Source organism: Streptomyces sp. NPDC045678, assembly GCF_056432085.1.
In genome coordinates, this window is sequence record NZ_JBWKJS010000018.1 from 23,841 (window position 1) to 46,935 (window position 23,095).

Here is a 23,095-nt window from a genome sequence, read left to right on the forward strand (position 1 = left end):
GCCCCCGCCCGCTCGCCGCCCGTTTGAGCCGGGATCTTTGGTGAGGATCACCAACATCCGCACCCGTACCGCCGGTAATACTTGTCGGTAACAACCCCTAGTCGTGGGCGAATAGCCGTTCTACGGTGCCTGCATGTCCCCGAACCTGCCCGATGTCGTGCTGTGGTCCATCCCGGCCTTCGTGCTGCTCACCGTCGTCGAGATCGTGAGCCACCGGATCCATCCCGACGACGATGCCGCGGGGTACGAGAGCAAGGACGCCGCGACCAGCATCACCATGGGGCTCGGCAGCCTCGTCTTCGACTTCCTGTGGAAGATCCCCATCGTCGCGATCTACTCGGGCGTCTACGCGCTGACCCCGCTGCGCGTGCCCGTCCTGTGGTGGACGATTCCGCTGATGCTCCTCGCGCAGGACTTCTTCTACTACTGGTCGCACCGCGGCCACCACGTGATCCGCGTCCTGTGGGCCTGCCACGTGGTGCACCACTCCAGCGAGAAGTTCAACCTCACCACGGCGCTGCGCCAGCCCTGGACGAGCCTGACGGTGTGGCCGTTCTATCTGCCGCTGATCGCCTGCGGTGTCCACCCGGCGGCGCTCGCGTTCTGCTCCTCGGCCAACCTGGTCTACCAGTTCTGGATCCACACCGAGCGCATCGGGAAGCTGCCCCGCCCCTTCGAGTACGTCTTCAACACGCCCTCGCACCACCGCGTGCACCACGCGTCCCAGGGCGGTTACCTCGACCGCAACTTCGGCGGCATCCTCATCATCTGGGACCGCGTGTTCGGCTCCTGGGTCGCCGAGACCGACCGCCCCGTGTACGGCCTCACGAAGAACATCCACACGTACAATCCGCTGCGCGTCGCGACCCACGAGTACGCCGCCATCGCCAGGGACCTGAAGGCGGCCACCGGTTGGCGCGAACGGGCAGGGCGCGTCTTCCGCGGCCCCGGCTGGCAGCCCGCGGCCCCCGCGGCCCCCGCGGCCTCCGCGACCCCCGAGGCTCCCCGGGCCGCCCCCGAGGCGTCCCCGGCGGACGCGCTCCCCGCCGTCGAGGCGACCGTCCCGGAGCGCGCCGCGTGACGCGACGTCCCGCGCCGCGGACGGTCCTCGGCGCCCTCGGCGTCGCCGCGCTCGGTGACCTCCTCGCGCTCCTCGCGGACTTCGAGCCGGGCCACGCCGTCTGCAAGCCACTGCTCATGCCGCTCCTCGCGGTGTACGTCGCCCTGCGGAACGGGCCGCGGCCGCTGATCGCCGCCCTCCTCTTCGGCTGGGGCGGCGACACCTTCCTGCTCTTCGACGCCGAGCCCGCCTTCCTCGCCGGGATGGGCTCCTTCGCCGCGGGCCATGTCTGCTACCTCGTGCTCTTCAAGCGGTACGGAAAGCAGGCATCCCGCGCGCGTGGGGCGGGCCTCGTCGCCGTGTACGCCCTCGCGCTCATCGGCACCGTGGCGCTGCTCTGGCCCGATCTGCCGGCCGACATGCGGGGGCCTGTCGCGGGCTACAGCCTGCTGCTCACCGCCATGGCGTTCGGCGCCACCACGCTCGGTCCCGCGGCGGCCGCGGGCGGGGCGCTCTTCCTGCTCTCGGACACCCTGATCGCGACCGGCGTCGCCGAGTGGCCCCAGCCGCCCCGGCCCGACTTCGCGATCATGATCACCTACATCGCGGCCCAGTTCCTGCTGACCGAAGGAGTGCTGGCGGCTCACCAGCGAATCGGTACCGGCACCGCGGTGAGCAGCGCCGAGAGGATGACGACGACACCCAGCGCGATCACCTCCCCGCGCGCGGGCGCGTAGGCCGAGGCGCGGTCCGAGGAGCCGCGCAGCCGGCGACGGGCCAGCACCGCGAGCAGCGCGACGGCCAGGACGAGCAGCACCTTGGCGAGCAGGGTGCGGCCGTAGGCCGTCCCGGTGAGCTGGTCGACGACCGTGCCCGCCGGCATCCGGCGCAGCGTGCTGCACACCCCGGTCGCCGTGATCGCGGCGAACAGGAAGGCGGCCACGCGCGCGTAGAGCCCCAGTACCGCGACGGCCTCCTCCGGGGACGACGTCCGCCACCGGCGCAGCATGCGCAGGACGTACAGCAGCCCGCCCGCCCACAGCGCGCCGCACGTCAGATGGACGAGCGTGAGACCGCTGCCGACGAGCGGGGCGTCCTCCACCGGAGGGTGGGCACGCAGCGCCTCCGCGACGATCACCGCGGCCAGAGGGAGCGCCGCCCCCGCCGGACGCCGGGATCGCGCGCACAGCGCGGCCACGATGAACGCGTTGACCTCCAGGAGGGCGAGCCGCCCGTCCCGGGTGTCGTACAGCCGCCCGATGTCCAGGTCCGAGAGCTCCCGCGGGACCAGGTTCCCGTTCGCCACGATCGCCGCGAGCCCCAGCGCCGCCGCACACCCCGCCCACGCCGCGTACGCCGACCAGCTGCCCGGCGCCCGGTCGAGCGGCGCCCCGGGCACCCGGCGCGCGAGCCGGACGGCGAACACCTCGCCCAACTGCACGCACAGGGCGGCGAACAGGACCGTCCGCAGGACCGTGATCCCGCCCGTGCCCGGCGCCCGGGCCTCACCGGTGTCGTGCAGCGCCGCCGACGGGCCGAGCAGGGGGATCAGCGCGGCGACGGCCACGAGGACGAGCACGGCGACGGCGCGGCCGACGGAGGGCCGACGGCGCGGGGCGCGGTGCGAGACGGGGGAGGTGGCCGGTACACCGGTCGCGGCATCGCCTCCGGGCTCGACGGACGGTCGTATGGAGCTCACCACATGATCTTCACCAGGGCTTCCCGTGGCGGGCAAGTCCTAGGGGACAACTGGTGCAAAGCAGTTCCGATCGGATCGAGTCACTCATTTCTCAACTGCTCGCCGACCACCACAGCCTGACCGACTTCTCCGGATCCGAGGGCCGCAGCTCCCATCCCTGGGCGGCCGCCACCTGGACGACGTAGTGCCCGCCGCACCCGCGGTAGGCACGGCGCGGGATCTCGCACTCGGAGACCGGCCGCGACTTGTTGGGCACGCGCGGGACCGACGCCCTGGCCGTCCACTTGGCGACGAGCCTGTCGACCTCCGCGCGGTAGTGCGCGGCGTCCCCCTCGTACCGCATCTCGGACCAGAGCACGCACCAGCGGGGCAGTGTGAAGACACGGCCGAGCGCCTTGTCCATGAACCGGTCGAAGGCCTTCTCGTACGACGAGCTCACCGCCGCGATCACCTCGGTGACCAGGCCGATGGCGAGGGTGCCGAGGAAGATCGCGATCCCGAGGACGACCCAGAACGGCAGGAACACCACCGTGGCGGCGAACCGGGCCACCAGCTGCCACCGGGGGCGCGTGGGCCACGCCACCCAGTGCTCCGTGCCGGCGACGACGAACTCGGAGTTCTTGTACTCGTACATGACACGAGATCCTCTCGTGGGCCGACGGGAAAGGGCCGGGCGACCCCCTGGCCGCCCGGCCCCGCCCCACCGCGTTCCGGTGCTACTTGCGCACGGCGTCCAGCGCGTCGGCCATGCCCACGCCGTAGAAGCCGTTCTTGTTCCGGCCGCCCTCGCAGACCGCGTCGGCCTTGCCGTCACCGTCGTAGTCGTACGGCTTGGTGCAGGCCATCGCGTCCGCCTGGCGGTAGAGCAGCGCCTTGATGCGCGCCGCCGAGGCGTGCGGGTGCGTCGACTTCAGCAGCGCGGCCACGCCCGCGGCGTGCGGCGACGCCATCGACGTACCGGCCTTGTACCCGAACTTGCCGCCCGGCAGCGTCGACAGGATGCGGCCGTCGACGGCCGGCGGGTTCGGAGCCTGGTACTTCGTGGAGTCGCCGCCGGGAGCCGTGATGTCGACGACGCCGTTGCCGTAGTTCGAGTACGACGACTTGAAGCCCTTGGCGCCGGTGGCCGAGACCGTCACGACACCGGGCAGCTGCGACGGAAGGTCGAGGCAGTCCTTGGTCTTGATGGTCCGCGGCACCGGAGTGGTGTCGTCGGGGCTCGACTCGTCGAGGATCTCGTCCTGGGCGAGGTCGGTCTTCGCGTTGCCCGCGGCCGCGACGTTCACCGCGCCCTTGCGCTCCGCGTACTTCGAGGCCCGCCCGACCGCGTCGACGAGCGCCTTCTGGTCGGCGTCGGTCTTGCAGTTGAACAGCCACGGGTCGGTGTAATAGCTGTTGTTGGTGACGTCGACGCCGTGGTCGGCCGCCCACACGAAGCCGCAGACCACGGCCTCCGTGTAGTACATGCCGGTCGCCGGCTCGGCCACCTTCAGGCTCGCGACCTTCACGCCGGGCGCGACACCGGTGACGCCGGTGCCGTTCTTCGCGGCGGCGATGGTGCCCGCCACGTGCATGCCGTGGTCGCTCTCCCCGGCCACCGGACGCCAGGCGTCGCCCTTCTGGACGGGCACGCCGCCCAGGCAGCTGGCGGACGCCCCGCGGTCGAAGTTCGGCGCGATGTCGGGGTGCGTGTCGTCGACCCCGGAGTCGAGCACGCCGACCGTGACCTTGCGGCTGCCGAGCGAGATCTCGTGCGCCTTGTCCGCCTTCATGGCGGGCAGGTCCCACTGCAGCGGCTCCAGCTCGTCCTGACCCGCCGACGCCTTGCCCGCCGCGGCCTTCGCCTCCTGGGCGGTCAGCGGCCGCTCCGACTCCAGGGCGTCGTCGGCCTGCGCCGACAGCGGGGCCGTCCGCGTCGCGCCCGCCGAGTCGACGCCCTTGACCTCGCGGATCGTCTTCGCGAAGTCGGGGTTGGCCGAGTGGACGACGATGACGCCGATCCGGTCGTACGCGATGACGACGTCACCGCCCGCCTTGGCGATGGCCTTCTTCGCCCGCTCCGAACTCCCCTTGCCGGGGCGGACGTTCACGACGTAGCTCATCGACCCGGCGTCCGAGGCCGTGGCTCCCGAAGCCGCCGACACCGAGGCCGGAGCGTCCGGGACCGCCGCGGGCCGGGCCGAGGCCGTCCCCGGCAGGAAGGCGACGGCCGAGACCAGCGCGGCGCCGAGCGGCAGGGCCAGCGCGCGGCGGGAGCGCAGGAAGGCCGTTGCCGATATGTGGGACTTGTGCACGTTCTCTCTCCCCGTCACTTCTTCTTCACGGCGTCGAGCGCGTCGACGAGACCACTGCCGTAGAAGCTGTTGTCGTGCTTGCCGCCGCTCTGGCAGACCGCGTCGACGTCGCCGTCACCGTCGGGGTCGTACGGACCCGCCGGGCACTCGAGCCGGTCGGCCTGCTTCTTCAGGAGCCGCTGCACCTCGGCCGGGCTCGCCTTGGGGTGCGTCGACTTGATGAGCGCGGCGACGCCCGAGGCGTGCGGCGCGGCCATCGAGGTGCCCTGCAGCCAGCCGTACTCGCCGCCCGGCATGGTGGAGAGGATGCGGCCGTTCTTCGACGGGGTGTCCGCCGGGATCTGGAACTTGTCGCCGCCCGGGGCGGCGATGTCGACGACGCCCTTGCCGTAGCTGGAGTAGATCGACTTCAGGTCCTTCACGCCCGTCGCGCTGGTGGTGACGACGCCCGGCAGCTGGGTCGGCACGTCGAGGCACTCGTGCGGGTCGATGGTGCGGGTCACCGGGGTGGAGTCGTCCGGGCTCGAGGTGTCGACGATCGCCTCGGAGTCCAGGTCGTGGTTGGAGTTGCCCGCGGAGGCGACGTGCAGGGTGCCCTTCTTCTGGGCGTACAGCTGGGCGCGGTTGACCGCGTCGAGGATCGCCCGCTGGTCCGGGTCGTCCTTGCAGTTGTACAGCCACGGGTCCACGTAGTAGCTGTTGTTGGTGATCTCGACGCTGTGCTCGGCGGCGAACACGAAGGCGCAGACCACGTTCTCCGGGTAGAACAGCTCGTCGACCGGGTCCGCCACCCTGATGGCCGAGATCTTCACGCCGGGCGCCACGCCCGCGACGCCGACGCCGTTGCGCGCGGCGGCGATCTCACCGGCCACGTGCGTGCCGTGGTAGCTGTCCTTCGACGACGGGCGCCAGGCCCCCGCCGAGGTGTCGGCCTTGCCGCCGACACAGCTCGCCGACTGCTGGGGCGAGAAGTTGGCCGCGAGGTCGGGGTGGGTGTCGTCGACGCCGGTGTCGATCACGGCGACAGTGACCTTCTTGCTGCCGGGGTTGATCTTCGCGGCCTTGTCGGCGTCTATCGCGCGCAGGTCCCACTGGTCGGCCTCCATCGGCTCGGCGCCGGGGGCGGCGCTCCGCTTCAGGGCCTTGGCCTCGGACTTGGAGAGCAGCTTCGCCTTGCCGTCGTCCGTGGTGCCCGCGGCCTTCAGGGGCGAGGTGTGGGTCGCGCCCGCGGACTGGACGCCGCGGACGCCACGTATCCGCTCGCCGAACTCCGGGTTCGACGAGTGCGCGACGATGACGCCGATCTTGTCGTGCGTGACGACGACGGAGCCACCGGCCCTGGCGATCGCCTTCTTGACGTACGCGAGCGTCTTGCGGTCGGTACGGGTGTTGACGACGTACGCGAAGACGGGGGCGTCCTCCGCGGCCTTCGCCGACACCGGGGCGGGCGACTCGTTGGGGGCCGCGGTCGCGGCGCCGGGCACGAAGCCGACCGAGGCGGCGAGCGCGAGGCCGAGCGGCACGATCAGTGCCGTACGGCGTCTGGAACGCAGATGAGCCATGGGATCTCCACATCATCCGGAGACGGAACCGCATACGGAATCGCATACGGAACTGCCCGAACACGACTGGTGCTCGGGCAGGTACATGACGGGTGGTTCAGGGTGAAGCTAACCCTGAAACTCCCAGGCCAGCAATGACTTACCGAAGAAATGGGGGAGTTCGGCCACGTCGGACGCGGCGCGGGGACGTTGAGCAGACAACGGAAGCAACATCAACCCCCTGTCGGATCACGTCCCATGGCCTTAGCATCGCCATCCGTGGCTCACGTGATCCGCGTCACGCTGGATGTGAGACCGGAGCCCATGGAACAACTGTCCGTCCCCACCCCACCCGCACCACGAGGAGACTCCGTGGCCACCGACGCACCGCCCCCTTCGAAGGGTGGCGCAGGAAAAGAACCCGCTCCCCACGCGCCCTCCACGGAGGAGTTCACCGAGGTGCAGGAGAGCACGGAATTCGGTGAACTGCGCTCCGCGCACCGCTCGTTCGCCTTCCCGCTCACCGTCGCCTTCATCGCCTGGTACCTCGTGTACGTCCTGCTCTCCAACTACGCGGGCGACTTCATGGGCACCAAGCTCTTCGGCAACATCAACGTGGCCCTGGTCCTCGGGCTCGGGCAGTTCCTCACCACGTTCCTCATCGCCTGGTTCTACTCGCGCCACGCCGCCTCGAAGCTCGACCCCAAGGCCACGGCCATCAGGTCCCGCATGGAACACCGCACGCAGACGCCTTCGGACCGCCCGCAGACCCGCCTGGAGGGCGACGCATGAGCCCCGCGCACCCCGCCGTCATCGAGCTGGCGGCCGCGTCCGACGCCTCCGAGCACCGGACACTGATCATCAGCCTCTTCGCGGCCTTCGTCGTCGCGACCCTCTGCATCACCGTCTGGGCAGGACGGCAGACCAAGAGCGCCGCCGACTTCTACGCGGGCGGCCGCCAGTTCACCGGCTTCCAGAACGGCCTGGCGATCTCCGGCGACTACATGTCCGCCGCGTCCTTCCTCGGCATCGCGGGCGCCATCGCCCTCTTCGGCTACGACGGGTTCCTCTACTCCATCGGCTTCCTCGTCGCCTGGCTGGTGGCGCTCCTCCTGGTCGCCGAACCGCTGCGCAACTCCGGGCGCTACACGATGGGTGACGTCCTCGCGTACCGCATGCGCCAGCGCCCGGTCCGTACCGCCGCCGGCACCTCCACCATCGTCGTGTCGATCTTCTACCTGCTCGCGCAGATGGCGGGCGCGGGCGTCCTCGTCTCGCTGCTGCTCGGCATCACCTCCGACGCCGGCAAGGTCCTCATCGTCGCCCTCGTCGGCGTCCTGATGATCGTCTACGTCACCATCGGCGGCATGAAGGGCACCACCTGGGTGCAGATGGTCAAGGCCGTCCTGCTCATCACCGGCACCGTCCTCATCACCTTCCTGATCCTCCTGAAGTTCAACTTCAACGTCTCCGACCTGCTCGGCACGGCCGCCTCCAACAGCGGCAAGGGCTCGGCGTTCCTGGAGCCCGGCCTCAAGTACGGCGTGTCGGGCACCTCGAAGCTGGACTTCATCTCGCTCGGCATCGCCCTCGTCCTCGGCACCGCCGGCCTGCCGCACATCCTCATCCGCTTCTACACGGTGCCCACGGCCAAGGCCGCCCGTAAGTCCGTGAACTGGGCGATCGGCATCATCGGCGCCTTCTACCTGATGACGATCGTCCTCGGCTTCGGCGCCGCCGCCCTGCTCAAGCCCGGCGAGATCATCGCCTCCAACAAGGCGGGCAACACGGCGGCACCGCTCGCCGCCATGGAGATCGGCGGCGGTGGCGACTCGACCGGCGGCGCGATCCTGCTCGCGGTGATCTCCGCGGTCGCCTTCGCCACGATCCTCGCGGTCGTCGCGGGCCTCACCCTCGCCTCGTCGTCCTCGTTCGCGCACGACATCTACGCGAACGTCATCCGCAAGGGCAAGGCCACGGAGAAGGAGGAGATGAAGGCGGCCCGCTGGTCGACGGTGTTCATCGGCATCGTCTCCATCGCGCTCGGCGCACTGGCCCGCGACCTCAACGTGGCCGGCCTGGTCGCCCTCGCCTTCGCGGTCGCGGCCTCCGCCAACCTGCCGACGATCCTCTACAGCCTGTTCTGGAAGAAATTCACCACCCAGGGCGCCCTCTGGTCCATCTACGGAGGCCTCGTCGCCGCGGTCGGCCTGGTGCTGTTCTCACCGGTCGTCTCCGGCAAGCCCTCCTCGATGTTCCCCGACGCGAACTTCGACTTCTTCCCGCTGGAGAACCCGGGCCTCATCTCCATCCCGCTGGGCTTCCTGCTCGGCTGGCTCGGCTCGCTCCTCTCCAAGGAGGAGCCGGACAAGGGCAAGTACGCGGAGCTGGAGGTCAAGTCCCTCACAGGCGTCGGAGCCCACTGACCGGACTTCGTTCACACATCTGTAGCGGCCGCGTCGTAGAGTCCTACGACGCGGCCGTACCGTTCCTCGTGGCAAATGGCCCATGAGGATGTCAGAGGCGTCGCGTAAGGTCGAAAGCAGTGGACCCAGAACATCCAACCGCCGGGGAGGGGGCCGCAGTGCTCATCGACACCTTTGGCCGTGTAGCCACTGACCTGCGCGTATCACTGACCGACCGCTGCAATCTGCGCTGTACGTACTGCATGCCGGAAGAGGGCCTGCAGTGGCTGGCCAAGCCGGACCTGCTCACGGACGACGAGATCGTGCGGCTCGTGCGCATCGCCGTCACCCAGCTGGGCATCACGGAGGTCCGCTTCACCGGCGGCGAACCCCTCCTCCGCCCCGGCCTCGTCGGCATCGTCGAGCGCTGCGCCCGGCTGGAACCCCGCCCCAAGATGTCCCTGACGACGAACGGCATCGGCCTCAAGCGCACCGCGAAGGCCCTCAAGGCCGCGGGCCTCGACCGGGTCAACGTCTCCCTGGACACGCTGCGCCCCGACGTCTTCAAGACGCTCACCCGCCGCGACCGCCACAAGGACGTCCTCGAAGGCCTCGAAGCCGCCCGCGACGCGGGCCTCACCCCGGTCAAGGTCAACACCGTCCTGATGCCGGGCCTGAACGACGACGAGGCCCCCGACCTGCTGGCCTGGGCCGTCGAGAACGACTACGAACTCCGGTTCATCGAGCAGATGCCCCTGGACGCCCAGCACGGCTGGAAGCGCGACGGCATGATCACCGCGGGTGACATCCTGCAGTCCCTGCGCACCCGCTTCGAACTCACCGAAGAGGGCTCCACGGAGCGCGGTTCGGCCCCCGCCGAGCGCTGGATCGTGGACGGCGGCCCGCACCGCGTGGGTGTCATCGCCTCCGTCACCCGCCCGTTCTGCTCGGCCTGCGACCGCACCCGTTTGACGGCCGACGGCCAGGTCCGCACCTGCCTCTTCGCCACCGAGGAAACGGATCTGCGCGCGGCACTGCGCGTGGCCCCGGAAGACACCACGGACGGCTCGGACGAAGCCATCGCCCGCATCTGGAAGATCGCGATGTGGGGCAAGAAGGCAGGCTCGGGCCTGGACGACCCGGAGTTCCTGCAACCGGACCGCCCGATGTCGGCGATCGGCGGCTGACTAGCTGTTCCCGCTGCCGCCGACTTCGCCGTCGGCGGCCTCGCGCGCCTGCCACTCCTCCAGCGTCACGACGTCCTTCAGGAACCCGCGTACACCCAGGAACTGGGAGAGGTGCTCGCGGTGTTCGTCGCACGCGAGCCACGTCTTGCGGCGCTCCGGGGTGTGGATCTTGGGGTTGTTCCAGGCGAGTACCCAGACCGCGTCGACGCGGCAGCCCTTGGCGGAACAGATCGGGTTTTCGTCACTCACAGGCGCGTCCAAAAAGTGCTTCAAACAAGGCGACGCCGAGCAGCCACGGGGGGAGCTGCCCGGCGTCGGTCTGTCGCTCCGACGGGGGATGCGGAGCGCGTACGAAGTATGTCATGGGGGACCCGGCTACTGGCACCGGAACTACATGATTGATCTGAGGTTTTCTTGAGCTTGGCGCAACGTCGACGGTCAGCTCGGCTCGGTCGCCGCGCCGCGCCGCTGGTCGTACGCGGGCCCCGGGGGATCTTCCGGGACGGATTCCGCGGCGGCGGCCGCGGCGGGCGGCGCCAGCATTGGCCGAGAAGGAGCGGGCACGAACGTCGACGGCAGCGAAGGCGGACTCTCCCGCCCGGCGTTGGCGATCACGACGGAGATGTACGGCAGGAGGATTCCGAGCACCAGTGCGACGAGCGCGACATGGCGCTCGACGTTCCAGAGCACCGCGGCGGCCACCACGGACACGGTGCGTACCGACATGGAGATCACGTAGCGGCGCTGCCTGCCCCGCACGTCCTCCGCCAGCCCCTGCCGGGCCCCCGTGATCCGGAAGACCTGGCCGCTGCTCTGCTTCCGCATCACGTTCCACCGCCCTGTCCGCTGTGCCGGACTCTCCCTGGAATCCACCCCTGGCCCGACCCGTCCAACGTTACGCCGCGGCTGCGCCGCCTACGAGACCGGGGCAGCCCTCACCTCGGTGCCCTGCCTGCGCCGTGCCACGTATGGAGCTGCCCGACATGCGCCGTATGGCGTACGGGACGAGACTGGCCGTAACGCTCATGTAGAGCCGACTAGGAGGCAGCTATGGGCTGGTTGTGGGCGATCATCGTGGGATTCGTGCTGGGGCTGATTGCCAAGGCGATTCTGCCCGGCAAGCAGCACAGTCCACTCTGGCTGACCACGGTGTTCGGCATCATCGGAGCCGTGCTGGGCAACTGGCTCGCGACGCAGTTCGGCATCAACGAGACCAAGGGCATCGACTGGGGCCGGCACGCGCTCCAGCTGGTCGCGGCGCTCGTCGTCGTCGGCCTCGGTGACGCGGCGTACACCATGCTCCGCGGCAACAAACGCAGGGCGTAGCCGCCTCGCACGGAAAGGGCCGGTCCCTCGGGACCGGCCCCTCTCGTCCGCGGACGACGGCTACCGCGTGACCTCGACCGCCGCCAGGTTCTTCTTGCCGCGGCGCAGCACCAGCCACCGCCCGTGCAGCAGGTCCTCGCGGGCCGGCACGGCGTCCTCGGCGGCGACCTTCACGTTGTTCACGTAGGCACCGCCCTCCTTGACCGTGCGCCGCGCGGCGGACTTGCTCGCCACCAGGCCCACCTCCGCGAGCAGGTCCACGACCGGGCCGAGCTCGGCGACCTCGACGCGCGGCAGCTCGGAGAGCGCGGCGGCCAGCGTCGCCTCGTCGAGCCCGGCGAGCTCGCCCTGCCCGAAGAGCGCCTTGGAGGCGGCGATCACCGCGGCGCACTGGTCCGCGCCGTGCACCAGCGTGGTCAACTCCTCGGCGAGCGCACGCTGCGCGGCACGCGCCTGCGGACGCTCCTCCGTCTGCTTCTCGATCTCCTCCAGCTCCTCGCGGGACTTGAAGGACAGGATCCGCATGTACGTCGAGATGTCCCGGTCGTCCGTGTTCAGCCAGAACTGGTAGAACGCGTACGGCGTCGTCATCGTCGGGTCGAGCCAGACCGCGCCGCCCTCGGACTTGCCGAACTTGGTGCCGTCCGACTTGAGCATCAGCGGCGTGCCGAGCGCGTGGACCGCGGCGTCCGGCTCCAGGCGGTGGATCAGGTCGATGCCCGCCGTGAGGTTGCCCCACTGGTCGCTGCCGCCGGTCTGCAGCGTGCAGCCGTACCGCCGGTAGAGCTCGAGGAAGTCCATGCCCTGCAGGAGCTGGTAGCTGAACTCCGTGTACGAGATGCCCTCCTGGGACTCCAGGCGGCGGGCCACGGAGTCCTTGGTCAGCATCTTGTTCACGCGGAAGTGCTTGCCGATGTCGCGCAGGAACTCGATCGCGGACATGCCCGCGGTCCAGTCGAGGTTGTTCACCATCGTCGCGCCGTTCTCGCCCTCGAAGGACAGGAACGGCTCGATCTGCGAGCGCAGCCGCGCCACCCAGTTCGCGACCGTCTCCGGGTCGTTCAGGGTGCGCTCGGCGGTCGGCCGCGGGTCGCCGATCTGGCCCGTCGCCCCGCCGACCAGCGCCAGCGGGCGGTGGCCCGCCTGCTGGAGCCGCCGGACGGTGAGGACCTGCACGAGGTGCCCGACGTGCAGGCTCGCCGCGGTCGGGTCGAAGCCGCAATAGAACGTGACGGGACCGTCCGCGAGCGCCTTGCGCAGTGCGTCTTCATCGGTGGACAGGGCGAAGAGCCCCCGCCACTTCAGCTCGTCGACGATGTCCGTCACGGGTCTCGCGTCTCCTTGGGTGTGCTGACACTGTGCACGTAGGTGCAGGGTCCGAGGTTATACGCCCGGGCTGACCGAACTCATATTGAAATCGGGGACGCGCAGCGCGGGCATCGCGGCCCGGGTGAAGTAGTCGCCCCACTCGCGCGGCAGCGTCTTCTCCGTACGGCCCGCCTCCGTCGCCCGGCCGAGCAGGTCCACGGGCGATTCGTTGAACCGGAAGTTGTTCACCTCGCCCACGACCTCCCCGTTCTCGACCAGGTACACGCCGTCCCTGGTCAGCCCCGTGAGCAGCAGCGTCGCCGGGTCCACCTCACGGATGTACCAGAGGCAGGTGAGCAGCAGCCCGCGCTCGGTCGCCGCGACCATCTCGTCCAGCGTGCGCTCGCCGCCGCCGTCCAGCACGAGGTTGTCGACGGCCGGTGTCACCGGAAGCCCGGTCAGCTGCGCGCTGTGCCTGCTGGTGGCGAGGTGAGCGAGCTCACCGGCGCGGATCCACTCGGTGGCGGACAGCGGCAGACCGTTGTCGAAGACCGAGGCGTCGCCGCCCGAGGCGTGCGCGAGCACGAAGGGCGCCGACTCCAGGCCCGGCTCGTGCGGGTCGCTGCGCAGCGTCAGCGGCAGCTCGGCGATCCGCTCGCCGAGGCGCGTGGCACCGCCCGGCTTGGAGAACACCGTGCGGCCCTCGGCGGCGTCGCGGGCCGAGGACTGCCACAGCTGGTAGATCAGCAGGTCCGCGACGGCGGTCGGCGGCAGCAGCGTCTCGTACCGCCCGGCGGGCAGGACGATACGGCGCTCCGCCCACCCGAGGCGCTGGGCGAGCTCGGCGTCGAGCGCGGCCGGGTCGACGTCCTTGAAGTCGCGGGTGGCGCGCCCCGCCCACGCCGACCTGGTGCGGTCGGGCGACTTGGCGTTGAGCTCCAGGGTGCCGTTGGGCTGGTCGTGCCGGAGACGGAGCCCCGTCGACGTACCGAGATAGCTCGACACGAACTCGTGGTTCGCGAAGCCGTACAGCTCCCGGCCGCCCGCGCGGGCCCGGGCGAAGGCCTCGCCGAGCGCCGGGGCGAACTCCGCGAAGACCGCCGAGGACGTCTCGACGGGCGCCTCGGTGAAGTCGGGGGAGGCGGCCGTGCCGGTCACCAGCGGCTGCGCGTCCTCGGCGGGCCCCGCCCCGCGCGCGGCCTCCTCGGCGGCCCGCACCAGCGGCTCCAGGTCGTCCGCGGTCACGGCCGCGCGCGTCACGACACCGGACGCGGTGCCCTCCTTGCCGTCGACGGTCGCGATGACGGTGAGGGTGCGACCGCGGGTGACGCCATTGGTGGTCAGGGCGTTGCCCGCCCAGCGCAGGTTCGCCGTCGACTCCTCGTCGGCGATCACGAGGCAGCCGTCGGCGGTGGACAGTTCGAGGGCGCGCTCGACGATCTCGTGCGGCTTGGTGGCGCTGCGGCTCATCGACCGGCCTCCTGCGTGGTGTTCAGAATGTTCACGCCCCGGAACAGGGCGGACGGGCAGCCGTGCGAGACCGCGGCGATCTGGCCGGGCTGGGCCTTGCCGCAGTTGAAGGCGCCGCCGAGGACGTACGTCTGCGGACCGCCGACCGCGGCCATAGACCCCCAGAACTCGGTGGTTGTCGCCTGGTAGGCGACGTCGCGCAGCTGCCCGGCGAGACGCCCGTTCTCGATGCGGTAGAAGCGCTGTCCCGTGAACTGGAAGTTGTACCTCTGCATGTCGATCGACCACGACCGGTCCCCGACCACATAGATCCCGCGGTCCACGCCCGCGATCAGATCCTCCGTGGAGAGCCCGCCCGGGTCCGGCTGGAGCGACACGTTCGCCATGCGCTGCACCGGGACGTGACCGGGGGAGTCGGCGTACGCGCAGCCGTTGGAGCGCTCGAAGCCGGTGAGTTTCGCGATGCGCCGGTCCAGCTGGTAGCCGACCAGGGTGCCGTCCTTGACCAGGTCCCAGGACTGGCCGGCCACGCCCTCGTCGTCGTATCCGATCGTCGCGAGGCCGTGCTCGGCAGTCCGGTCGCCCGTCACGTTCATCAGCGAGGAGCCGTACGCCAGCTTGCCGAGCTGGTCGAAGGTGGCGAAGGAGGTGCCCGCGTACGCCGCTTCGTAGCCGAGCGCGCGGTCCAGCTCCGTGGCGTGGCCGATGGACTCGTGGATCGTCAGCCACAGGTTCGACGGATCGACGACGAGGTCGTGCGCACCCGCCCGGACGCTCGGCGCCCGCATCTTCTCCGCCAAAAGCTCCGGAATCCCGGCCAGCTCCGTCTCCCAGTCCCAGCCGGTCCCCGTGAGGTACTCCCAGCCGCGGCCGACCGGCGGCGCGATCGTCCGCATCGAGTCGAACTCGCCGCTCGACGCGTCGACGGCCACCGCGGTCAGCTGCGGGTGCAGCCGCACGCGCTGCTGCGTGGTCGACGTCCCCGCCGTGTCCGCGTAGAACTTGTTCTCGTGCACGGTCATCAGCGACGCGTCGACGTGCGTGACCCCGTCGGCGGCGAGCAGCCGCGCGCTCCAGTCGGCGAGCAGCCCCGCCTTCTCCTCGCCCGGCACGGAGAACGGATCGATCTCGTACGAGGAGACCCACGTCTTGTCCGCGTGCACCGGCTCGTCCGCGAGCTCCACTCTCTCGTCGGATCCCGCGGCCTTGATGACCTGCGCGGACAGCTTCGCCATGGCCACGGCCCGCGAGGCGACGCGCGCCGCCGCGTCCATCGTCAGGTCGACACCGGAGGCGAAGCCCCAGGTGCCGCCGTGCACCACACGGACCGCGTACCCGAGGTCCGTGGTGTCGGAGCTGCCCGCCGGTTTGGCGTCGCGCAGCAGCCAGGACGCGCTGCGCACCCGCTCCAGGCGGAAGTCCGCGTGGTCGGCGCCGAGCGCCCGCGCGCGGGCCAGCGCGGCGTCGGCGAGAGCCCGCAGCGGCAGTGCCGTGAAGGCTTCATCGATGGAATGAGGCACGGATGTCTCCCTGCTGTCGGCTCCGGTCAGCCCCGATCATGTCGCGCCCGGCGCCCCGGCGGCCAGGGGTTTCTGTAGGGATCCGACAGCGAGTCCTCTGAGCCACTGTCGGTCGTCGATTCTCCGTATCGCGACAGGTACCGATAGGTTTTCGAGGTACCAGACCACTATGGAAAGGGTGATCCGTTGAGCCGCTCGGTTCTCGTCACCGGAGGAAACCGGGGCATCGGCCTCGCCATCGCCCGCGCCTTCGCCGACGCCGGCGACAAGGTCGCGATCACCTACCGCTCGGGTGAACCGCCGAAGCTCCTCACCGACGCCGGAGTCCTCGCCGTCAAGTGCGACATCACCGACGCCGAGCAGGTGGAGCAGGCCTACAAGGAGATCGAGGAGAAGCACGGGAACGTCGAGGTCCTGATCGCCAATGCCGGCATCACCAAGGACCAGCTCCTGATGCGCATGTCCGAGGAGGACTTCACGTCCGTCCTCGACACCAACCTCACCGGCACCTTCCGCGTCGTCAAGCGTGCCAACCGCGGCATGCTGCGCGCCAAGAAGGGCCGCGTCGTCCTGATCTCCTCCGTGGTGGGCCTCTACGGAGGACCCGGACAGGCCAACTACGCCGCCTCCAAGGCCGGTCTGGTCGGTTTCGCGCGTTCGCTCGCCCGCGAGCTCGGCTCGCGCAACCTCACCTTCAACGTCGTCGCCCCCGGTTTTGTCGACACCGACATGACCAAGGTGCTGACGGACGAGCAGCGTGAGGGCATCGTCTCTCAGGTGCCGCTCGGCCGTTACGCGCAGCCCGAGGAGATCGCCGCCGCGGTGAAGTTCCTCGCGTCGGACGACGCTTCTTACATCACTGGAGCCGTCATCCCCGTTGACGGCGGATTGGGCATGGGTCACTGATCACATGAGCGGAATTCTCGACGGCAAGCGCATCCTCGTCACCGGTGTGCTGACGGAGGCCTCCATCGCCTTCCACGCGGCCAAGGTGGCCCAGGAGCAGGGCGCGGAGGTCATCCTGACCGCCTTCCCGCGGCCCACGCTCACCGAGCGCATCGCCAGGAAGCTCCCCAAGCCCGCCAAGGTCATCGAGCTGGACGTGACCAACCAGGAGCACCTCGACCGCCTCGCGGGCGTCGTCAAGGAGGAGCTCGGCGGCCTCGACGGCATCGTGCACTCCATCGGCTTCGCGCCGCAGGGCGCGTTCAACTTCCTGGAGGCGTCGTTCGAGGACGTCTCCACGGCGATGCACGTCTCGGCGTACTCCCTGAAGTCGCTCACCATGGCCTGCCGCCCGCTGTTCGAGGGCGGCGCCTCGGTCGTCGGCCTCACCTTCGACGCCCAGTACGCCTGGCCGAAGTACGACTGGATGGGCCCGGCCAAGGCCGCCCTGGAGGCCACCAGCCGCTACCTCGCCCGCGACCTGGGCAAGGAGGACGTCCGCTGCAACCTGATCTCCGCGGGCCCGCTCGGCTCCATGGCGGCCAAGTCCATCCCGGGCTTCGGAGAGCTCGCGGACGTCTGGAACACCCGCTCCCCGCTGAACTGGGACATGGCCGACCCGGAGCCCGCGGGCCGCGGCGTCGTCGCCCTGCTCTCGGACTTCTTCCCGAAGACCACCGGCGAGATCATCCACGTCGACGGCGGCGTGCACATGATGGGCGCCTGACCAGGCACTCGCCCCAGTAGTGGGTACGTTTTCGAGGCCCCGTCCCCCGCAGCGCGCGGGCGGCGGGGCCTCACCCGTTCGGCCCCCTTGTCAGGCGGCGAGGGGGGAGGGACCGGCACTCTGAAGTGTGCGTCTTACAGGTGCGGTGCTCGTGGCTCTCGCTCTTGTGGTCGCCGCGCCGAGCGCCGCGCCGCAGGGTTCCTCCCACGCGCGTGGGAGGGCGGACACGCGGGAGAAACCGCGCCCCTTCGGTTCGGAGTGCCGCACCGGCGTCGCCGGTCCCCACGTCGTCGCGTACTGCCACAACCCCTACCCGGAGACCGACCGGGTCCGTCTGCACGTGGAGTGCGACCAGTGGTGGGACATCGACACGGACTCCCGCCCCGTCGAGGCGGAACCCGCGATGACGGTGCGTCTCACCGGGCGGTGCTGGAAGGAGATCCGCTCGGTCTGGGTCAGCCACCAGAAGTGAGCGGGGCCGGTCGCCGCAAGTGAGTGCGGTCAGCCGCCGGAAGCGAAACGGTCCGGGCGGCACATGAACGGGTAGCCCGCGGCCTCCGAAGCGGCGGCCTCCGCGTCGCCCGCGCGGATCGCGTCGACCAGCCGCGCGTGGTCCATGTGCGCCTCGGGCGTCAGCTCCTCGCCGATGTCCTCGCGCAGCCAGTCACGCAGCACCTCGCCGAGGTCCGCGTAGAGCGCCGTCATGACGTCGTTGTGCGACGCGGCGACGACGGCCATGTGGAATGTCGCGTCGGCCGTCACGAAGGCCTCCGCGTCCCCGGACGCCCACACCTCCTCGCGGCGCACGAGCAGCGCGTCAAGCTGCTTGAGGTCCCGCTCGGTGCGTCGCTCGGCGGCGAGCTTCGCGGCACTGGACTCCAGCGTGCTGCGCAGCTCGGCGATGTGCCGCGGGTCCGCGTCGGCGAACCTGCGCTGCATCACGCCCGCGAGCTCGCTCGTCGCGACCACATACGTTCCCGAGCCCTGCCGGATGTCGAGCAGGCCGTTGTGCGCGAGGGCGCGCACGGCCTCCCTGACCGTGTTCCTGGCCACGCCCAGCTGGTCGACCAGCTCGGGCTCGGTGGGGATGCGGGAACCGACCGGCCACTCGCCCGACGAGATCTGGTTGCGCAGCTCGGAGATGACCTGTTCGGAGAGTGCCGAACGGCGAGGGGTGGTCAGCGGCATGACGTTCCTTCGTGCGTGGCCGGTGGATGAGGGGTTACTCGGGTGTGGACGGTTGCCCGCGGACGAGCAGTGTGACGCAATCGATTGGACAGTCAATCATCCCATGATTCTATGATGGCTCCATGGCTAGCGAGAAAACCGAGACGATGACCCCGACGGCCGGGGCAAACCCGGCAACGTCCCCCGTACCGGCAGGGAGCGACGAGAAACAGGCCCCCACGCGCGCGTGGGCGACGCGTCTCGTCATCGTCGGCATCGTCCTCGCCGCCATGAACCTTCGCCCGGCCATCACCAGCCTCGGCGCCCTCCTCGAAGAGGTGCGTGACGGCCTCGGCATGAGCGGCACCCTCGCGGGCCTGCTCACCTCCGTGCCGCCGCTGTGCTTCGCGTTCTTCGGCGTGATGGCGCCCCGTCTGGCCAAGCGCTTCGGCCCCAGCGCGGTCGTCTGCGTCGGCATGGTCGCCATCGCCGCCGGCCTGGTGATCCGGCCCTTCATCGGCGGCACCGCGGGCTTCCTCGCCGCCACCGCGCTCGCCCTCGCGGGCATCGCCGTCAGCAACGTCCTGATGCCCGTCATCGTCAAGCGCTGGTTCCCCGACCGCGTCGGCTCCATGACCGGCCTGTACTCGATGGCGCTCGCACTCGGCACCTCCCTGGCGGCCGCCCTCACCGTGCCCGTCACCGACGGCCTCGGCGGACGCTGGCAGACCGGCCTCGCCGTCTGGGCCCTGCTCGCCGTCGTCGCCGTCATCCCCTGGATCCCGCTCGTCCGCGACCGCAGCCAGGCCGCGGCCGCCGTGCCGGAGCACGTCAGTGCCGCCGTCCGACGCGAGGACGACGGGCTGCGCATCACCTCCAGCCGCACCGCCTGGGCGCTCGCCGTCTTCTTCGGTCTCCAGGCCACCGCCGCGTACATCACGATGGGCTGGATGCCGCAGATCTTCCGCGACGCGGGTGTCCCCGCGGGCGAGGCGGGCGTCCTGCTCGCCGTCACGATGGCCATGGGCGTGCCCCTGGCGTTCGTCATCCCGCGGGTCGCCACGCGCCTCACCAACCAGGGCCCTGTTGTGATCGTCCTCGGCGCGTGCGGCCTCGCCGGGTACGCGGGCCTCTACCTCGCACCCGCGGGCGGCGCCTGGGCCTGGGCCCTGCTGCTCGGCATCTCCAACTGCGCCTTCCCGCTCGCCCTCACCATGGTCGGCATGCGCGCCAAGAGCAGCGTGGGCGTGGCCAAGCTGTCCGCCTTCGCGCAGAGCACGGGCTACCTGATCTCGATTCCGGGCCCGCTCCTCGTGGGCGTGCTCTACCAGCACAGCGGCGGCTGGGGGCTGCCCCTCGCGCTCATGGCCGGCCTCATGGTGCCGCAGATCGTCATCGGTACCCTCGCGGGCCGCAACCGCACGGTCGAGGACGAGGTGGCGGCCCGGGGCGCGGCGGCCTGACCCCACTGGGGGAGGGGGCGGCCCGCCTCGCCGGGGGAGCGGCGCACGGGAGCGGCCCACGGGAGCGGCCCACCCCGCCGGAGGGAGGGCGGGCAAAGGGTGCGAGACTGGCCGTATGCCCGTCCTTGACCCGAACCCCCAGAACGGCCAGAAGAAGTTGCTCATCGTGCTCGGCGCGATGCTGGCCATCACCGTGATCATCGGCGTCATCGCATCCATCGCCTCGCCGTGAACCGGCCCCCGGGCGGGCGATGGTGGGGCTAGCACCACCATCCCCTAGGGGGTCAGTGTCAGGGTCAAGTGGGTGGATCTCCGGATGGGTTGAGGGGCGCCGATCGCCTAACTTCGAGTTGTGGCCGCGAAGACGCGGCACGGAGCACTCGAGGACCACGGAGGCGACATGTCGGCCCGATCGCACACCCTGCGCGACCCGGCGAAGTCGGGCAGCATCGAGGTCCAGCTTCCCTGGTGGGCGATCGCCCTTCCTGCCATCGCCTTCGCGGCCCTGCTCCTGCTGATCCTGAACCCCGTGGACGCGCACGCGGCATCCAGCGAGCCGGTGATCACCAACGTCCTGGAGCGGATACAGACGATGATCCTGCGCACGGCCTCGTGACCCCGTTTCCCCCGGTGCCGTCACCCGCGTCGGGGGACCGCACCAACTCCCTGCGCCCCGTGGCGCGTTTCATGCGAAGCTGGGAAGCATGAGCGTCGCAGAACCCCGCAGGATTGTCCTCTTCCGGCATGCGAAGGCCGACTGGCCGCAGGTTTCCGACCACGAGAGGCCGCTCGCCGAGCGCGGACGCCGGGACGCCCCCGTCGCCGGACGCAAGCTGGCTGACAGCGGCATCGCCTTGGACCTGGCCCTCTGCTCGACCGCCACCCGGACCCGGGAGACCTGGAAGCTCGCCGTCCAGGAGCTCCCGCAGCGGCCGAAGACCGTCTACGAGGATCGGGTGTACGAAGCCTCTCCCGGTGAGCTGATCGCCGTGCTCAACGAAACCCCGGACGACGTACAGAACCTTGTCCTGATCGGCCACAACCCCGGCATCCAGGGTCTCACCGACGTCCTCGCGGGGGACACCGAGGGCGACGCCAGGACGCGGCTGAACCGCAGGGGCTTCCCGACCGCTGCCTTCGCCGTCCTGACGTACTCCGGTTCGTGGAAGGCGCTGGAGCCCGGCGTGGCCACGCTCGTCGACTACTGGGCGCCGTCCGAGTAGCCCCTCTCCCCGCCCGTCGCCAGGGGCCCGGCACCTTCACGGTGCCGGGCCCCTTTGACATGGTCGTACGCGACTGACGTGGTCGTACGCGACGCAGGTAGACGTAAGCGATGCGCGCCGCGGCCTCAGTCGGTGTGCGTATCCGCCGCCTCGACCTCTTCGCGCGTGATGCCGAGAAGGTAGAGGACCGTGTCCAGGAAGGGGACGTTCACCGCGGTGTGCGCTGCCTCGCGGACCACGGGCTTGGCGTTGAAGGCGACGCCGAGGCCCGCGGCGTTCAGCATGTCCAGGTCGTTCGCGCCGTCACCGATCGCGACGGTCTGCTCCAGCGGGACGCCGGCCTCCGTGGCGAAGCGGCGCAGCAGCCGGGCCTTGCCCGCGCGGTCGACGATCTCGCCGGTCACCTTGCCGGTGAGCTTGCCGTCGACGACCTCCAGGGTGTTGGCCTGGGCGAAGTCGAGGCCGAGACGTTCCTTCAGATCGTCGGTGACCTGAGTGAACCCGCCCGAGACGACGCCCACTTGGTAGCCGAGACGCTTGAGGGTGCGGATCAGGGTACGGGCGCCCGGGGTGAGCCGGACCTCGGAGCGGACCTTGTCCACGACCGAGGCGTCGAGACCCGCGAGGAGCGCCACGCGGGCGTGCAGCGACTGCTCGAAGTCCAGCTCCCCGCGCATCGCCGCCGCCGTCACCTCGGCGACCTCGGCCTCGCATCCGGCGTGCGCGGCGAAGAGTTCGATGACCTCGTCCTGGATGAGCGTGGAGTCGACGTCCATCACCACCAGGCGCTGGGCACGGCGGTGCAGGCCCGCCGACACGACCGCGACGTCCACGCCGAGCCGCGCGGCCTCTATGGCGAGTGCGGTGCGCAGCGGCTCCGTCTCGGTGCCGGACACGGCGAACTCGACGGCGGTGACCGGGTACTTGGCGAGCCGGAAGATACGGTCGATGTTGCCGCCGGTGGCGGTGATGCTGGCGGCGATCGCGGCCGTCGACTCGGAGGTCAGCGGATGGCCGAGGACGGTCACCAGCGAACGCCCGAGGCCTCGCGGCCTGTTGTCGCCGATGCCCGAGATGATCTCGGCCTGCATCTTCATGGACTCCGCCCAGCTGTGGACGGTGGCGCGCAGGTCACCCTCCAGGCCGGCGGGCGGCTCGGTCACGAGCGCGCACAGCACGATCCGGCCACGGGTGACGACCTGCTCGATGTCGACGACGTCGACGGAGTAGGCGGCGAGGGTGTCGAAGAGGCCGGCTGTGATGCCGGGGCGGTCCTTGCCGAAGATCTTGACGAGGAGCGTCGGGATGTCGGCGGGCTGAGGGGGCTGCGAAGCACTCATGGTGATCCCTACGGTATCCGCCCTCTTCGTGGGGGTGCCTCGCGGTCCGCCACCCGGACACCGCGCGGCCGGTCCGCCGGGCACCGTGCGGTCGGTCCGCCGGGCACCGTGCGGTCGGTCCGCCGGGCACCGTGCGGTCGGTCCGCCGGGGGCCGCGCCGCCGGTCCGCGGGGTACCGCGCCGCCGGTCTGCCGGGGGCCGCGCCGCCGGTCCGCGGGGTACCACGCCGCCGGTTCGCCACCCGGGCCCCGCTCCGCCGGTCCACTGGGCGCCGTGCCGCCGGTCGCCGGACACCACGCGGTCGTCCGCCGGGCGCCGCGCGGTCGGTCTGCCGGGCGCCACCCGCCGGTCTGCCGGGCGCCGCCGCCGGTCCGCCACCGGGACACCGCGACGCAGCCCTCCTTCATCCATCCACCCGCC

The 23,095-nt window shown here is 70.6% G+C and carries 24 protein-coding genes; 13 read left to right on the top strand and 11 right to left on the bottom strand.

All coding sequences use genetic code 11. From position 1 onward, the window contains the following. Positions 1-133: 133 nt before the first annotated feature. Both AC07DO_RS39380 and AC07DO_RS39385 read left to right on the top strand, forming a co-directional pair. Positions 134-1,081, top strand: a complete 948-nt coding sequence (locus AC07DO_RS39380) for a sterol desaturase family protein (RefSeq protein WP_479067272.1) — start codon at positions 134-136, stop codon at positions 1,079-1,081. Further along, on the top strand, positions 1,078-1,797 hold the full coding sequence (locus tag AC07DO_RS39385; RefSeq protein ID WP_479067274.1) for a lysoplasmalogenase: 720 nt from the start codon (positions 1,078-1,080) through the stop codon (positions 1,795-1,797). The genes AC07DO_RS39380 and AC07DO_RS39385 overlap by 4 nt, the downstream gene beginning before the upstream one ends. Here AC07DO_RS39385 and AC07DO_RS39390 read toward each other — a convergent pair. From AC07DO_RS39390 to AC07DO_RS39405, 4 genes are all read right to left on the bottom strand, one after another. After that, on the bottom strand, positions 1,704-2,759 hold the full coding sequence (locus tag AC07DO_RS39390) for a CopD family protein (protein ID WP_479067276.1): 1,056 nt from the start codon (positions 2,757-2,759) through the stop codon (positions 1,704-1,706). The two genes, AC07DO_RS39385 and AC07DO_RS39390, sit on opposite strands and share 94 nt — an antisense overlap. A gap of 91 nt (positions 2,760-2,850) precedes the next feature. Further along, the gene (locus tag AC07DO_RS39395) at positions 2,851-3,393 is read right to left on the bottom strand and encodes a hypothetical protein (protein ID WP_479067278.1); all 543 of its coding nucleotides are present in this window, start codon (positions 3,391-3,393) and stop codon (positions 2,851-2,853) included. Between the two features lie 82 nt (positions 3,394-3,475). Next, positions 3,476-5,053 (bottom strand): S8 family peptidase, encoded by a 1,578-nt coding sequence (locus AC07DO_RS39400; protein ID WP_479067279.1) that lies wholly within the window; start codon positions 5,051-5,053, stop codon positions 3,476-3,478. A 14-nt stretch (positions 5,054-5,067) separates the two neighbouring features. After that, entirely contained in the window at positions 5,068-6,615 is a 1,548-nt protein-coding gene (locus tag AC07DO_RS39405; RefSeq protein WP_479067280.1) for a S8 family peptidase, read from the bottom strand. 351 nt (positions 6,616-6,966) lie between these two features. Here AC07DO_RS39405 and AC07DO_RS39410 point away from each other — a divergent pair, with 351 nt between their 5' ends. The 3 genes from AC07DO_RS39410 to moaA all read left to right on the top strand — a co-directional run bounded on the left by AC07DO_RS39410 (position 6,967) and on the right by moaA (position 10,186). After that, complete coding sequence (locus AC07DO_RS39410) at positions 6,967-7,386, top strand: DUF485 domain-containing protein (protein WP_479067282.1); 420 nt, start codon at positions 6,967-6,969, stop codon at positions 7,384-7,386. Next, positions 7,383-9,020, top strand: coding sequence for a solute symporter family protein (locus tag AC07DO_RS39415; RefSeq protein WP_479067284.1), 1,638 nt, complete (start codon positions 7,383-7,385; stop codon positions 9,018-9,020). Before AC07DO_RS39410 ends, AC07DO_RS39415 begins: the two co-directional genes overlap by 4 nt. A gap of 158 nt (positions 9,021-9,178) precedes the next feature. Then, positions 9,179-10,186: a GTP 3',8-cyclase MoaA gene (gene moaA / locus AC07DO_RS39420; RefSeq protein WP_479067286.1), complete on the top strand. Its 1,008-nt coding sequence runs from the start codon at positions 9,179-9,181 to the stop codon at positions 10,184-10,186. On the opposite strand, the gene AC07DO_RS39425 is transcribed toward moaA, so the two are convergent. Next, a complete protein-coding gene (locus AC07DO_RS39425; RefSeq protein ID WP_479067288.1) occupies positions 10,187-10,435 on the bottom strand; it encodes a hypothetical protein in 249 nt (82 codons plus the stop codon). A 189-nt stretch (positions 10,436-10,624) separates the two neighbouring features. Next, positions 10,625-11,011: a DUF3099 domain-containing protein gene (locus AC07DO_RS39430; RefSeq protein ID WP_479067290.1), complete on the bottom strand. Its 387-nt coding sequence runs from the start codon at positions 11,009-11,011 to the stop codon at positions 10,625-10,627. A gap of 225 nt (positions 11,012-11,236) precedes the next feature. On the opposite strand from AC07DO_RS39430, the gene AC07DO_RS39435 reads away from it, so the two are divergent. After that, a complete protein-coding gene (locus AC07DO_RS39435; protein ID WP_150183375.1) occupies positions 11,237-11,512 on the top strand; it encodes a GlsB/YeaQ/YmgE family stress response membrane protein in 276 nt (91 codons plus the stop codon). A gap of 60 nt (positions 11,513-11,572) precedes the next feature. Here the strand turns inward: AC07DO_RS39435 and tyrS are convergent, their stop codons facing one another. The 3 genes from tyrS to AC07DO_RS39450 are packed head-to-tail and all read right to left on the bottom strand — an operon-like array spanning position 11,573 to position 15,810. Further along, positions 11,573-12,838 carry a tyrosine--tRNA ligase gene (gene tyrS / locus AC07DO_RS39440; RefSeq protein WP_150166290.1) on the bottom strand — a complete coding sequence of 422 codons (1,266 nt, stop codon included), beginning with the start codon at positions 12,836-12,838 and terminating at the stop codon, positions 11,573-11,575. A 57-nt stretch (positions 12,839-12,895) separates the two neighbouring features. After that, on the bottom strand, positions 12,896-14,290 hold the full coding sequence (locus tag AC07DO_RS39445) for a metallopeptidase TldD-related protein (RefSeq protein WP_479067293.1): 1,395 nt from the start codon (positions 14,288-14,290) through the stop codon (positions 12,896-12,898). Beyond that, entirely contained in the window at positions 14,287-15,810 is a 1,524-nt protein-coding gene (locus AC07DO_RS39450) for a TldD/PmbA family protein (RefSeq protein ID WP_479067295.1), read from the bottom strand. Before AC07DO_RS39450 ends, AC07DO_RS39445 begins: the two co-directional genes overlap by 4 nt. Before the next feature lie 186 nt (positions 15,811-15,996). On the opposite strand from AC07DO_RS39450, the gene fabG reads away from it, so the two are divergent. From fabG to AC07DO_RS39465, 3 genes are all read left to right on the top strand, one after another. Next, positions 15,997-16,716 (top strand): 3-oxoacyl-[acyl-carrier-protein] reductase, encoded by a 720-nt coding sequence (fabG, locus tag AC07DO_RS39455; protein ID WP_479067297.1) that lies wholly within the window; start codon positions 15,997-15,999, stop codon positions 16,714-16,716. A gap of 4 nt (positions 16,717-16,720) precedes the next feature. Continuing rightward, a complete protein-coding gene (gene fabI / locus AC07DO_RS39460; protein ID WP_479067299.1) occupies positions 16,721-17,482 on the top strand; it encodes an enoyl-ACP reductase FabI in 762 nt (253 codons plus the stop codon). 145 nt (positions 17,483-17,627) lie between these two features. Beyond that, positions 17,628-17,954 (top strand): hypothetical protein, encoded by a 327-nt coding sequence (locus tag AC07DO_RS39465; protein ID WP_479067301.1) that lies wholly within the window; start codon positions 17,628-17,630, stop codon positions 17,952-17,954. Between the two features lie 29 nt (positions 17,955-17,983). On the opposite strand, the gene AC07DO_RS39470 is transcribed toward AC07DO_RS39465, so the two are convergent. Beyond that, positions 17,984-18,670 (bottom strand): FadR/GntR family transcriptional regulator, encoded by a 687-nt coding sequence (locus AC07DO_RS39470; RefSeq protein ID WP_479067303.1) that lies wholly within the window; start codon positions 18,668-18,670, stop codon positions 17,984-17,986. Positions 18,671-18,792: 122 nt separating this feature from the next. On the opposite strand from AC07DO_RS39470, the gene AC07DO_RS39475 reads away from it, so the two are divergent. The 4 genes from AC07DO_RS39475 (at position 18,793) to AC07DO_RS39490 (ending at position 21,335) form a co-directional block, all read left to right on the top strand. Further along, the gene (locus AC07DO_RS39475; RefSeq protein WP_479067305.1) at positions 18,793-20,112 is read left to right on the top strand and encodes a CynX/NimT family MFS transporter; all 1,320 of its coding nucleotides are present in this window, start codon (positions 18,793-18,795) and stop codon (positions 20,110-20,112) included. A gap of 115 nt (positions 20,113-20,227) precedes the next feature. After that, positions 20,228-20,344, top strand: a complete 117-nt coding sequence (locus AC07DO_RS39480) for an SGM_5486 family transporter-associated protein (RefSeq protein WP_268770442.1) — start codon at positions 20,228-20,230, stop codon at positions 20,342-20,344. A gap of 168 nt (positions 20,345-20,512) precedes the next feature. Beyond that, positions 20,513-20,728: a hypothetical protein gene (locus AC07DO_RS39485; RefSeq protein WP_479067307.1), complete on the top strand. Its 216-nt coding sequence runs from the start codon at positions 20,513-20,515 to the stop codon at positions 20,726-20,728. A gap of 88 nt (positions 20,729-20,816) precedes the next feature. Then, complete coding sequence (locus tag AC07DO_RS39490) at positions 20,817-21,335, top strand: SixA phosphatase family protein (RefSeq protein ID WP_479067309.1); 519 nt, start codon at positions 20,817-20,819, stop codon at positions 21,333-21,335. A 125-nt stretch (positions 21,336-21,460) separates the two neighbouring features. Here AC07DO_RS39490 and serB read toward each other — a convergent pair whose 3' ends face one another. After that, positions 21,461-22,675: a phosphoserine phosphatase SerB gene (serB, locus tag AC07DO_RS39495; protein WP_479067310.1), complete on the bottom strand. Its 1,215-nt coding sequence runs from the start codon at positions 22,673-22,675 to the stop codon at positions 21,461-21,463. Positions 22,676-23,095 lie beyond the last annotated feature (420 nt).